The sequence below is a fragment of the Saprospira sp. CCB-QB6 genome, from assembly GCF_028464065.1.
Lineage (GTDB): Bacteria > Bacteroidota > Bacteroidia > Chitinophagales > Saprospiraceae > Saprospira.
The window spans coordinates 1,328,629-1,341,542 of record NZ_CP116808.1 but is presented as its reverse complement, the minus strand read 5'-3'; the positions used below and the strand labels follow the sequence as shown (position 1 = coordinate 1,341,542).

General features: G+C 44.4%; 7 protein-coding genes and 1 tRNA gene. 3 read left to right on the top strand and 5 right to left on the bottom strand.

The window, feature by feature from the left end; all coding sequences use genetic code 11:
• Positions 1–247: 247 nt before the first annotated feature.
• Positions 248–6,178, top strand: coding sequence for a hypothetical protein (locus PPO43_RS05125; protein WP_272620733.1), 5,931 nt, complete (start codon positions 248–250; stop codon positions 6,176–6,178).
• Positions 6,179–6,232: 54 nt separating this feature from the next.
• Here the strand turns inward: PPO43_RS05125 and recJ are convergent, their stop codons facing one another.
• Positions 6,233–7,927, bottom strand: a complete 1,695-nt coding sequence (gene recJ / locus PPO43_RS05120) for a single-stranded-DNA-specific exonuclease RecJ (RefSeq protein WP_272620732.1) — start codon at positions 7,925–7,927, stop codon at positions 6,233–6,235.
• A 452-nt stretch (positions 7,928–8,379) separates the two neighbouring features.
• Here recJ and PPO43_RS05115 point away from each other — a divergent pair, with 452 nt between their 5' ends.
• Together PPO43_RS05115 and PPO43_RS05110 are read left to right on the top strand one after the other, a co-directional pair.
• Positions 8,380–9,495 carry an endonuclease/exonuclease/phosphatase family protein gene (locus PPO43_RS05115; RefSeq protein WP_272620731.1) on the top strand — a complete coding sequence of 372 codons (1,116 nt, stop codon included), beginning with the start codon at positions 8,380–8,382 and terminating at the stop codon, positions 9,493–9,495.
• A gap of 35 nt (positions 9,496–9,530) precedes the next feature.
• A complete protein-coding gene (locus PPO43_RS05110; RefSeq protein ID WP_272620730.1) occupies positions 9,531–10,052 on the top strand; it encodes a hypothetical protein in 522 nt (173 codons plus the stop codon).
• Positions 10,053–10,132: 80 nt separating this feature from the next.
• On the opposite strand, the gene PPO43_RS05105 is transcribed toward PPO43_RS05110, so the two are convergent.
• The 4 genes from PPO43_RS05105 to PPO43_RS05090 all read right to left on the bottom strand — a co-directional run bounded on the left by PPO43_RS05105 (position 10,133) and on the right by PPO43_RS05090 (position 12,742).
• Positions 10,133–10,456 (bottom strand): ArsR/SmtB family transcription factor, encoded by a 324-nt coding sequence (locus PPO43_RS05105; RefSeq protein WP_272620729.1) that lies wholly within the window; start codon positions 10,454–10,456, stop codon positions 10,133–10,135.
• Positions 10,457–10,489: 33 nt separating this feature from the next.
• Positions 10,490–10,825, bottom strand: a complete 336-nt coding sequence (locus tag PPO43_RS05100; protein WP_272620728.1) for an ArsR/SmtB family transcription factor — start codon at positions 10,823–10,825, stop codon at positions 10,490–10,492.
• Between the two features lie 255 nt (positions 10,826–11,080).
• On the bottom strand, positions 11,081–12,487 hold the full coding sequence (locus PPO43_RS05095) for a trigger factor (RefSeq protein WP_272620727.1): 1,407 nt from the start codon (positions 12,485–12,487) through the stop codon (positions 11,081–11,083).
• A gap of 170 nt (positions 12,488–12,657) precedes the next feature.
• Positions 12,658–12,742: transfer RNA gene (locus PPO43_RS05090), tRNA-Leu, on the bottom strand.
• Between the last annotated feature and the right edge of the window lie 172 nt (positions 12,743–12,914).

Genomic DNA, 12,914 nt, shown 5'->3' with positions numbered 1-12,914 from the left:
CGTTCCGGGGCTCGCTATTCGCTCGGCCCTTCGTCGCCTTCGGCGCCTCGGTCTGGCCTATCGGCCACCCCTGCACATCGCTAGGCCAAAAAAAGCCGCAAATGGCCCTCAAAGAACTGCTAAGTACGCAATTCGGAAAAGAAAAGAAAAATATATAGTCTTTGTTTTGGCAAAGGGCCCTTTTGTTAGTAATTTGTTAGGGCCTATGCAATACCTTTACCTTGCTCCAAATTAAGCCTTATAAGTTATGTCTAAGGGAAACCAAAATACTTCGCAAGAAAACCAAAAGCAACGCATTTACGAACAGCTCTACCAAAGCCTCGAAGAATTTGAGGCCAATGAAGAGTTGCAATCTGTTCAATCTGCTTTTGAACAAGTCGATAGCCAAGCCAATGCGGTCGTCCAAACTCCCGCAGAAGGTTTCCACCAAGAAAGTACCCAAGAGGAGTTTAGCCAACCCCTCAACGAATCGGCTAGCCCTCTCAACGAACAACTCTCGGCGGCTAGCCTAAATAGTGGTATTGAGAAGTTGGCTGAGGGCATCTCTTTGCAAGAAGGAGAGGAGGAGCAGAGCAGCAGCAAAACAGCTGCCGCCAATGATGACGATTTGCCTCCACTAGGCGCCGCCTTTAATGAGGCTGAACTCAATGCAGAAATTGCCGCAACCTTAGGCGAACCGATTCCCACTTATGACGAAACGGAGCTAGATGCCGCTATAGAAGAAACGCTAGAGCAAGATGAGATCTCTGCCGCTGCAGCTGAACTCCAAGCCGCCCTAGAAGAAACCCTAGCCGAAGGAGCTGTAGAAGAGACTAAATCAGAAGAAAATATTTCGGCTGAAGAAGAAGCTAAATCCGAAGAACTTGCGAACCAAGCAAGCCAAAAAAATACAGAAGTTAGTCCCGAAGAAGCTAAGATCGGCGGTGAAACTAAAGGAGATGCCAAAACAGGAGAAACAACGGCAACGGGTAATCCGCAAAATAAACAGCAAAACTCCGCCGCTGGTGGAGAAGCTGCTGCAACTGAAGCAACTGGAGACCAAAAAGGACAAGAGGCGGGAGCCGCTTTTGCCGCCCGCATGAATATGGGACCAGTAGCAAAAACTGCCGAAGAAAGTGCTGAGGAACAAGAGCTAGAAGCTGGTCGCGCTTTTGGCTTAGATGTAGGCCGGTCTGGAGGATTAGGTAAAAAAGTAACGACGGATGAATCTGGAAAAATGAATGTGGCTCCCTTTGCAGAAGGAGAAACTGCTGATGCTTATGTAGAAGCACAAAGAGCTGTTATTGCTAGTAAAAGCCAAAAATATCAAACGGGTTTTTATCAAGGCTTCAACCAAGGCTATCCAGAAGGCCAAAAACTAAAAGTAGAAGCAGCCCAAATTGAAGAACAACAAAAAATGGCTACCGACCCAGAAGCCCAGGAAGGGACTAAAGATGGGACAGAATCAGCCGTAAAAAGTAATAGCAGCAAAGCGGAGGATAAAGAAAGAGCTAAGGTGCTTAAAGCCGCTGTAGATAATCGCTCAAAAACGTATCAAGTCGCTTATTATCGCGCATTTAATGCAGTTTATATGCAGGCCCGCGCAGCCGCGGTCAAAAAATCAATGCCCGGCCCCGCTGAACTCATGGAAAATCCCACTTATCGCAAAGGATATGAGTTGGGCTACAATATTGGTTTAGCAGAAGGCCAAGGCAAAGCCCCAGAAGGCATGACTAAAGAGCAGGGCAAGCAAGCGGCAAACTATGCCGACGATAATAAAGATGCTTCTGGCCAACCTATCGCAGACGATCCCAAAAAGCTTTACTCTCGCGCATTTTACCATGGCTTCAATGCCTCCTATATGAAGGGCAAAGAAACTAAAGTAAAAGCTGAAAAAGAGGAACGAAAAAAAGATCCCCATTATGCGGTAGGCCATGTTATGGGAACCTTGGCCGCTATGTCTTCTGAAGAAAAAGCAAAACAAGTCCTGAAAGGAACGCTACCACTCTCTGAATTGGGAGAAAACCTTCCTCCTGTCCCCGATTCCGCTAAACAGTATTTTGCAGAAGGAAAGGACAAAGAACAAACTGCAGAGCAAAAGAAAAGCTTTGAGGTAGGCTATTTTCATGCGTTTAACGCCTCTTACAATAAGTTTAAGCAGCAAAAGCTAGATAATGAGCAAAAAGCTAAAACAAATAGTGTAGAGTACAAAAAAGGCCAGGATATTGGCAAAATTGCTGCGGCTGCTACTGTAAATTTAGACCGCTATAAGAAGGACCTCAAACAAACAGAAGATCCTAAAGAAAAAGAGGCCTTAACTGCCAAAATCGAAAAGATTGAGGAAAATCTGGCCACTATCGATGAACAACTCAATGACGAAAATGTCAAAAAAGAGTTCAGTACAGGCTATTATCACGCATTTAATACAAATTATAATGTTGAAAAGCAAAAACTAGTCGATAAAGAAATGTCCGTCTCTGCCGATAGCCCAAAAGCAAAAGGTTATGAAGCTGGACGACATATGGGAGGACTCTTTTATGACCACTATCGAGCCGCTCAAGGCGATGCCAGCAAAAAAGCAGAAGTAGACGCTAAAGTAGAAGAAGCCTTTACAAATGCCAAAGCAGAAGGCGAGGAGTTCGAAAAAGGCTATTATATTGGCTATAATCAAACTGTCTATAGTGGAGCAGATGGGGGAAAACAAGCTCAAACAAAAGAAGAACGAGCAGAAGCTCAAGAACTCCGAAATGCTAAAGAGGAATTTGGCCAAACTGCTGGAGGTGTTGATTATGTAGAAAAAGGCCGCGAATATGGTTATGGGCTTTGGTTTAAGTATGAAAGTACAGCCCAAAAAGAACGCCCTAGTCAAACGCCGGATGAAGCTTGGAGAAAGAAAAAAGAAGGCTTAGCCAAAGTGATCCAAGAAGAAATGCAAGGAAAAGCCGATACCCAAAAGCTAGAAATGGCTTTTGCTAAGGGCTATCGCGTGGGGAAAAGTGCAGGAGAACGAGAGGGAAAGCAATATTTTGAAGGCTATGACGACGCAATGACGGGTAAACAAAAACAAGCTACGCCTACCTCTCATTATCAACAAGGATATAGCGCCGGCCGCCAAGCTAGCCAATACGATAATTTTAGAGGACAAGCACTTTCCCAAATGATTGAGGGCTACGAAAATGATAGCGCTCAAGCAGCTTCTATTGGCCAGTCTGATGAATTTAGGGAAGGCTATGACCTAGATTATGATAACTGGTTGTTTATAGCAAAGCTTGCTAATGGACAAGATGCTAGCGACCTTAGTGGAAGCCTAAAACTTTATGGCGATGAGGAAGCTCCCGAAGCCCAAATTGGAGCTGCGGCTAAAACTCAAGCTAATGAGATTTTGGCCCAAAAAGAAGCTAAAATGCAAGCTGCACTGAGCAAAAAACGCAAAGAATTAGAAGAGAAGGCTCAAAAAGCTGCTGCTAATCCTAAAAAAGAAAGCGCTCCCGAAGATCCACTAGCTAAGGTCGATAGCCAAATGGCGGAAATCGAAAAAGGTTACCAGCAAGCATTAGAAGATGCAACAGCCAAAGTGGCTAAACAAGATAGTGCCGAAAAAGCCCGTCAAGACGGTCTCCTCTTTGGTTATCAGTCAGTAGAAGGATATCCTCCACTGGCCGGACAAGAAGAGGCGCTGGCCGCTGCAGCAGGCAAGGATACAGAATATGCCCAAGCCGATAAAAATACCCTAGCCGCTTTTAATGCAGGTAAGGCCGAAGGCTATAAAATGGCCCAAATGCTACAAGCTGGCCTAATTAGTACAGAAGAAGTTAATCGAAAAATACAAGGCGGAGGCCACGATAGAGGTTATCAATTGGGCCAAGAAATCGCCCGAAAAGATATTGCTGCACACAAAAAAGCTTTGCTCAATGGCGAAAATTTTGAATCCCAAAAGGAAGCAGAAGCCGAAAAACTAGATGGACCAACACAGGAGGGTTTCCTAAATGGCTATCAATACCTTTTTGATAAGGGAGAAGCCTATAACTTAGGCTACCAACAAGGCTATTTAGCCGCAACTAACGAAAAAGAAGGAGATAATTTTGAGGAATTAAGCTATACGCCCAAAGATCCTACTTTGTCTTATGCCTCTGAATTAGAAGGACAGTTTCACCTTGGTCGCACAACTGGACGGCAAGATGGACTCAACCAAACAATCAATGGAGAAACCAAAAAGTCAAGCTCTGTCCTCGACCAAAGAATAGAAGAGCTGCGAACTACCTTAGGCGATGCCTATGCTAATGCCTATGAAAAAGGTTACTCTTATGGCCGAGACCAACGCCAAGCTAGCCCCAGCCAAATGGCTAACCTCCAAGGAGAGTTTGAAGCGAACGGAGTGCCTACTATGCTAGAAGACTTAAAAGCATTCTTACCCAAAATTATTCAAATCGCAAAAGAAACAGGCCAAGCGGCCGCCGAAGAATTAGAGGATAGCCAAATCCCTAATATCCTAAGCCAAATTGAAGGCCAAGCTCAAAATCTATTAGGGTTTGACCAAAATGCTACGCCCCTAGAAAATCATCAAGAACTCACTACAACACTCATTAGCCAAGCAGAAGGCCTCCTAACAGAACAGCTGTCTAATGAGGACAAACAATTCATGCGAAAGACAATTGCCGAATGGGAAAAACAACTGCAAAGTTTTAAAGAAGGATATATCCGAGGTGCCCGAAAAGGCCTAGTAGAAGGAATCAATAATTCCGAAACAGCCGAAGAAGGAGCCGCCCTAGCCGAAGCAACTAACTATCAAACTCAACTCCTAGCCGCTGCCGGAAATGTAGGCCAAGATAAATATGTCCAAGGCTACGAAAAAGCAAGGGAACTCCTGATCGAAGATTCTTACAATAGTCCCAATTCCTCTTCTGCCGAAATGGAAAAAGGTCGCTACCGCTTAGTTGGCGAGATGAGAAAGGCCTTAAATGAACTAATCAAAAAAGAAAAATCAGAGGCCGCCCAACAAACGTCTTCCTCTGATGAAGATGAAGCTTTAGCAGTTGCAGTTACTAATGCCTACGCTGATCTAATTCGCATTTTTGGACAGGAGCATCCTACCGCTTTGGCCCCTGGCCAAAACCAAAATGACTACATTGATGATCAAGTTTTAGCCCTACAAGCAGAATATGATAATTTTATTGCCGACTTTGATAAAGATGGTAAACGTAGCCTCGATAAATCTATTCGGAAACAACTAAAAGCTAACTTTCAAGCACTCTACCAAAGCCAAATTCAACCCTTTTTTCAACAATATAAGGAGGGATTCCAAGCTGGCTATACCGCAGCTATTCAAGAGGTCTTACAAGGAAATACTGGCGTAGATGGTGTGGGCTCTGGTAATGCAGAATATAGCGCAGTAGAAAAATTACACGAACAACTCGAAGCAGGTCTGATTAAAGATGGAGATGTGAATAGCCTTTCTTTACTCAATCAATACGACCCCGTCCTAGACCTGCTTTTTGAATATACTGATGTGGTCGCCCAAGATCAAGAACTTTTCTATGCCGCAGAAGATGCAACCCTCGATCTTCAAGACCAAATTAAAGAGAAAACTATCGCCAAAGAAGGCCTAGAAGCCCGCCAAAATCAACTCTCTGCAGAGGAACAAGCCGAACTAGACGATATTCGAGCCGAATTAGACGAATTACAAGAAGAACTCGAAATGGCCCAAGAAGAACATTTCGAAGCCTTCGAAGAACTAAATGTCGTCTATGAAGGAATCGAAGACCAACTCGGCTTTACTAAAGGCGGTAGCTCCGAACCCAAAGCCCTGCTCGATTATCTTAGCATGACAAATGATGAGTTTACGCTCCAAGGAAGCTACACTTACCAAGATAACCAACTCCAAATCCAAGGAAATGGCTCTTTCTTTACTTCTGATAGCCAAGCAAACTGGATCCACCAAGCAGCCGTAGAGTTCCAAATCGCCGACCTGAAGTTCAATACTAATTCTTTTGAATATCTGGAAAGTAGCCGACAAGTTAACCTGCAAGCTGGACAGTTTTCTGTCCCTATCGAAGAAGGCGGAAATAGCCGAGATATTAGTATCGATTTCTCTGGCCTAAACCTCAAAGCCGGAGAAAGCCTTATTGACCAAATTGAGGTCCAACTAGACCTGGGCGCTGGCCTCAATGGCGGCGGCTTAATGGAAAATGATTTGGGCTAATGACCTAAAAAAGGGCTAAGCTGTTTAAGCTTAGCCCTTTCCTTTTTTAGACTACTAAAACTTGATGTCTCTAGCCACAAATTGCAATTTCCGCCGCCCCCGATAAAAATGCTCTTCCAATTGATAACATAAATGAAAGGGCTTGCGACTCTTGATCTGCTCAAAATGTTCCATAAAATTATACGCTATTCCCTCTTGCGGACTCCCTTGCCCCTGCCGCAAAAATAAACGCAAATGCTTCTGATTGATCGCCTTGGAATAGCCACTATCACAAAGGTTTTTACTCATAAAACAAGGATTGGGATTGCCCGGCCCAAAGGGCGCAAATTGCTTGAGCAATTTCCAAAACTTTGGCCCAATTAAAGAAAAATCTAACTGAGCATCTATTGCTATGGCTTCTGGCTCTGGCCCCCGACTCAACTGCTGATAAAGCTGGGCCTCTAAGGCCGCCTCAAAAGCAGCCAATTCTTCTTTTTTGAGCTGTAAACCCAAGGCCCGACTATGCCCACCATATTGTAATAACTGCGCAGAACAAGCCTCTACCGCAGGCAATAATTCTTGCCCTTCAGGAGAACGACCCGATCCCTGCCAGTTACCCGCTTTATTTTGCCCAAAAAGAAGACAGGGCCGCCCCCATTCTTTACTCAATCGACTGGCCAAAATGCCCAAAACACCAAGCGGCCAATGCGGCTGGGCCAACAACAAAAGCGAACGCTCTAACCATTGCCCCTGCTCTTGTAATATTCGTTGGATTTCCTGATAAACCTCTTCCTGAGCCCTTTTTCTCGCCTGATTTTGCAAAAACAAAAGCTCCAATTTCTTCTTTTGCTCCTTTTCTCCCTTGGCCAATAAGCAATCAGCAGCCGTTTGAGCATGCCCCATCCGCCCCGGCGCATTGAGCAAGGGCACCAAACCAAAATAAAGCGCCTGCATATTATAAGGCCTTGGCCGCTCCAAACGCTCCTGAATCTGCTGCAAAATTTCTTCTCCCTCCTCTTCTAAAAAACGCAAACCATGATGGGCCAAAATTCGATTTTCGCCAGTCAATGGGGCTTGGTCTGCCGCCAAACTGAGCGCTACCCACTGCAAAAGCGGCCAAAGTGGCGCCTCTGGCCAATTTTCTTGCTCCACCAAGGCTTGGGCTAACTTAAAGGCCAAGCCCGCCGCCGTAATTTCCGAATTGGGATAGCCGCATTGGGCTTGTTTGGGGTTGATTAAAGCCGCTGCTTTGGGCTGCTGCTTACGTAGCAATTCATGATGATCCACAATAATCACATCAATGCCCAGCTTTTGGGCCAATGCCAACGCTTTATGGTCCCGACTACCACAATCTAAAGCAATAATGAGCGAACAATTTACCGCCTGCGCAAACTCTACCGCATAAACCGAAAGACCATAACCCTGCTCAAAACGATCGGGCAAAAGATAATCTAAAGGCAGCTTTTGGTCCAATATGCGATGTAAAATGAGCAAAGCGGAAAGGCCATCGACATCATAATCGGCAAAAAGTAGGGTTTTTTCGCCCTGCGCCAAGGCCTGCCCCAAACGCGCCAAAGCAGCAGGCATACCCGCCAACAAATTAGGCGCATGCAAATTGGCCAAATTGGGCCGAAAAAATTGTTTGGCCTGCTCAAAATCATGCACCCCTCTTTGGACCAACAACTGGCAAAAAACAGGATGCACCTTCAGCGCCTCTTGCAGCTGCTGAGCGGTAGTGGTATTAAAAGAGCGAAGTTTCCAAGCTTTCATTTTTGCGGCGCAAATTAAAAAAGGGTAAAGATTGTAGAGGGGCTAAGGCGGAGCCCAGCAATTTGTGTAATTTAGCTAGGGTAGGGGAGCTGTTTTTTTGGGGCTTCCCCTCCCTGCGGTCGGGTCGGGCTGTGTCGCAGCTCGCTGTTCGCTCGGCCCTTCGGCGCTTGCAGCGCCTTGGTCTGGCCCTGCGGGCCACTGCTTTCCATCCCTAAGCCAAGGCGCTTCGCGCCTTTCTGGACCAAAAGCGGCCCAGCGGCCGCAGCCTTCGGCCCAAAGCAAAACAAGGCCGTTGAGCGGCCTACTGATGCGCAGGGGTGGCCGAAGGCCAGACCCAGGCGGCTTTGCCGCCGCAGGGCCGAGCGAACAGCGAGCCCCGAAGCGTAAGGGCGGGCCTTTGGCCCGCAGGCCCCAAATCAAAAATACATTAGTCTACTTTAAAATTATAGAAAATGCGGTATTATCTAGCTTTACTATGGTGTTGTGCTAGTTTTTGGCAACTTTCTGCTCAGGCAGACAGCAGCGCCCTACGAGAGGCCGAAGAAGGCGCCTTGAAATTGGGCCTCAAAAACTTTGATGATGGAGCTCGGCAGGGGCGGGCGGTTCGCTTGACCTTCTACAATGTAGAAAACCTCTTTGACACAGAAGACGACCCCAAAAAACGGGATGATGAGTTTACGCCAAGGGGCCTGAAGGGCTGGAGTTATTATCGCTATAAGCAGAAATTAAGTAATATTTATAAGGTATTGACGGCCCTTGGGGGCTGGGGCGGTCCACCCGAAATGGTGGGCTTTTGCGAGTTGGAAAACCGAAAAGTCTTGGAAGATTTGTTGAGTTTGACCCCTTTGCAGAAATTCCGTTATAAAATTGTGCATGAGGACTCTCCCGATCGGCGGGGGATTGATGTGGGCTTTATTTATCGCTCAGACAAATTTGAGGTTTTGCATCATGAGCCCATTCGGGTCGTTTTTCCATTTGATACGGCTGTCAAAACGCGGGATGTTCTTTACGTTTGCGGAAAAGTGTTGGGGAGCAAAGACAGTCTGCACATTTTTGTCAATCACTGGCCTTCTCGAAGAGGGGGGCAGGCGGCAAGTGAGCCCAAGCGGGTTTATGTAGCGGGTTTGGTTCGGGCCAAAATAGACTCTATTTATAAAGCGAGTCCGCAGGCTAAAATAGCCGTTATGGGAGACTTTAATGATGAGGCCGAAAACATTTCATTGACCGAAGTATTGCGTGCTGTGCCCGAAAAAGAAGATTTGGGGCCGGGCGATATGTATAACTACATGCATGCATTGTCTAAGAATTGGCAATTGGGATCTCATAAATTTAGAGGACATTGGGGCACCTTAGATCATATGGTTGTTTCTACGCCATTGGTCCAAGAAACGGCCAAAGGGCATTTGCGGGCGAGTCCTTTGGGGGCGCAAATTTTTGCAGCTCGTTTTTTACTGGAAGAAGATCGGGCGTATATGGGTTTGCAGCCATTTCGGACCTATGGTGGGCCCAAGTTTTTGGGTGGATTTAGCGATCATTTACCTATTTATGTGGACCTAATTTATGAGTAGGCTTCCTTTTTGTGAGTTCAGTATAAAATGACAAGATGAAAAATTTCCTATTATTTTCTTTGAGTATGTTGTTGAGCCTAGGGCTTTCAGCACAATTAGATGAGGCCTTGTTGGGGCATTTTAAAGATCTTTCGGGCAGTTTGGAAGCCGAGCAGTTGGAAAAAATTTGTGGGCAGTTGGCGAAGGCCTTGCCTGCTACAGAAGTGGCCAAATTGGATATAGGTTATATTCCGGCGGGGACTAAATACTTCCCTTTGGGGAAAATTGCTTTAAAAAAGGGCTGGGTCTTGCTTTATGCTAGCAAAAAGGAGGCTGGAAATATGATTACGGTAGATGCAGTTTCCTTTAAGAAATCGGGGTCCAAGGTAGAGAGTTTGAGTTATTTACTGCAAGTTGGGGAAGACTTTGGGCAAAAGCTAGAAGGCCGTTTATCGTATAAAAATGAGCTTTTGCGTTTTGAGCAAGAGTCGGTAGATAGTAAAACGGGCAAGCGAACCGTTAAAACGAGCATTTATCAGAAGGATAAAAATCGTTTAGATTTTAAAGAGCGCTTTTAAGCAGCCTTATCTTAGGATTAGAAAAGCTCCTGCGAGATATCTCGCAGGAGCTTTCTTTTTCGGCAGTCCCTAAATTGCCTTTATTTTAAAAAATCTTTGATTGCAGACTGTAACGAATGCAATCTAGAGTAGTTAAGTGTATAGAGAATTTGTTTTCCTTGTCGCTCGTAGATAACGAGTTCTGCTTGTCGGAGAATGCGTAGATGCTGAGAGGTGATAGATTGCTCTAGTTCTAAAGCATTATAGATACTATTGACATTCGTGCCAGGGTGTTTGTCGATATAAGACAGAATGTCGAGACGGAGTGCATGGGCTAGTGCCCGGATAGTTTGATTAGCTTGATCAAGAAGGTGCAAATCGATATGGTTAGTTGGTTGTTTGTTAGAAGACAGAGTTGTTGCCATGATTGCGTTGATTTTAAAAGATGGAAAAGGAGTTTATTGTAGGCCTGCTAGTAACTCTTCAATACGTTCTAGCTGATTTTTATCAAGGTGATAATGGATAAACTTGCCTTCTCTTTCTGCTAAAACAATATTAGCTTTTCTGAGGATGGCCAAATGTTGGGAGGCTACAGATTGCTCGATACGCAATTTAATATAGAGCTGTGTGACGGTCATTGGGCCATTATCCAACAGAAGTCGAACAATTCGTTGTCTTAATTCATGATTAAGTGCGCGAAGATCTAAAACGATTTTGCGTAAATCTTTAAACTGAAACTGAATCTCTGTTTCATCATTTGCAAAGTGATAGCTTTTGTTAAGCGGTGTAGGCATAGCAGTTTGTTTTATAGTATAGCTGTTTTCTTTATAGAAACTGCCAAAATGCAACAGCAGTCTCTACAGTTACAAAATTAAGATATTGTTTAAATGTTCAAAATAAAAAACGCTGATTTTTAGCTTTTTGCAATGAATGCCTAGATTTGTTAACAGTTTATCAATATAAATTAACATTTAGATAAAAAAAGAGCAGAACTACATTTTGTAGTCCTGCTCTTCGTTTAGGTGTAATACCTATATATGTGACAGTAGTTATTCTGCGTCTTCCGCTTCTACTTCTTCTACAACTTCTTCAGAAGTGGCTGCTTCGTTTTGCTCGAAGCGAGCTTTGTAGACTTCGTCAAATTTGGCGGCATCTACAGTTTCTTCAGCTTTACCAAAGAGAGGGAAGAGGGCTTCAAATACTTTTTGTTCTTGTACTTGCTCTCCAAACTGACGAACAGTAGCCTCATCCTTCATCAAGTTCTCGATTTGGCTGTCCATGATGGGGTGGTAAGGAGGAATTTGGAAGTTGTACTGACGAGCGATAGCCATACGGATAGCATGCTCTACTTCTTCTTGGCTTACTTCTACATTGTGCTCGCTAGTCAATTGATCGATGATCAAAGACCAACGTAGACGACGCATAAAGTCTGCAAAGTTATCGTCATTTACTTCTTCTTGTTTTTCTTCACGGCTTTCTTCTAGCCATTTGCGCAAGAATTTCTCAGGAAGTTCAAAGTTGTTTTTCTCCATCAACTCCTCATAAACATAACGGAAGTAGATGCTCTTAGCAGCAGGGGCAAATTGCTCGCTGACCATTTCAGCAAATTTTGCCTTAAATTCTTCTTCTGTTTTGATCTCATCCTCAGGGAAAAGCTCAGCAAAGAACTCCTCATTCAATTCGCGAAGAATCTGACGCTTCACTTTGAGTACTTCTACAGTTACTTCTACATCTTCCTCTTCTGTTTCTACTTCAGGGAAGAACATACCCATACGACGCTCAGCAGTTAGGGCTGTATCCAAATCAGACAACTTGCAAACAATGCTTCCACCTACCTCAATAGCTTTGAGTTGAGTTTGTACATCAGCTGTGGCTTTGTCCATGGCAACCATAGTCGACTCATTGGTCCAAGCAGCCTCATTGTTCGCTACTACTTTGATTTCCAAAAGGTCGTTGTCTTGGATATCCGTAGCATCTTCGCTAAGGTCTTGGCTACGCTGCTTGCGCTGTGCTTCGATTTCTTCAGCTAGCTCTGTTTCGCTCATTTCTACTTTGTAGAAAGGGAAAGCAGTATCTTCGCTAATGCCAACAATCTCTTGCTTAGGCATATAACCAATCTCGATGTCTAGTTCTACATCTACAGGTTTGTTGATGTTCGTTTCTAGACTATTTTGAGGCATAGGGTTACCCAATACCTTTAGTTCTTTTTCTTGGATGAAATTGCGCACCTCTTGGTCCAAAATTTTGTTCATTTCATCCCAAAGGATTTCATTCCCAAATTTCTTACGCAATAGACCCATAGGAGCCTTGCCAGGGCGGAAACCAGGCTGTTGGAAGTTTTTGCGAACTTCTTTCAACTTTTTATCCACCAAGTTCATATACTCATTCTTGGCAATCTGCAGGTGCAGCACTACGGTCTGCTCCCCCTCATTAAACGTATGCGTTGCAACTGGCATCGTGTCTAGTCTTTAATAACTTAATAATCAAATCGTAATTTTAGGGATTTTCCCCAAAAGTGGCCCAAAGATACTGAAGTTGTCTTAATTCTAGGCATAGATTTAAGCCCGATCTTTGGTTTTGCACAAAAAAAAAGCGCAAATCCCATCAGAATTTGCACTTTCTAAATTGGTGCGGATGGAGGGACTCGAACCCACACACCTTGCGGCACTAGATCCTAAGTCTAGCGTGTCTACCAATTTCACCACATCCGCTTATCATTTTCGACGTTGCAAATATAAGGCGGCTTTTTGGATCTCACAAATCTTTTTTCATTTTTAGCCGCTTTTTTTCTTCATTTATTTCCTGCCTTTCTTTTAAGTTGCTTTTTATCAGTTATTTAGGAGGGTGAAATTTTTTTATTTTTTTTGGGGCCCGCGGCCAGCA

Coding starts and splice junctions, on each gene's coding strand:
- PPO43_RS05125 (WP_272620733.1), top strand. CDS start 248: ATGTCTAAGGGAAACCAAAATACTTCGCAAGAAAACCAAAAGCAACGC.
- PPO43_RS05115 (WP_272620731.1), top strand. CDS start 8,380: ATGCGGTATTATCTAGCTTTACTATGGTGTTGTGCTAGTTTTTGGCAA.
- PPO43_RS05110 (WP_272620730.1), top strand. CDS start 9,531: ATGAAAAATTTCCTATTATTTTCTTTGAGTATGTTGTTGAGCCTAGGG.
- PPO43_RS05100 (WP_272620728.1), bottom strand. CDS start 10,825: ATGCCTACACCGCTTAACAAAAGCTATCACTTTGCAAATGATGAAACA.
- PPO43_RS05095 (WP_272620727.1), bottom strand. CDS start 12,487: ATGCCAGTTGCAACGCATACGTTTAATGAGGGGGAGCAGACCGTAGTG.
- PPO43_RS05105 (WP_272620729.1), bottom strand. CDS start 10,456: ATGGCAACAACTCTGTCTTCTAACAAACAACCAACTAACCATATCGAT.
- recJ (WP_272620732.1), bottom strand. CDS start 7,927: ATGAAAGCTTGGAAACTTCGCTCTTTTAATACCACTACCGCTCAGCAG.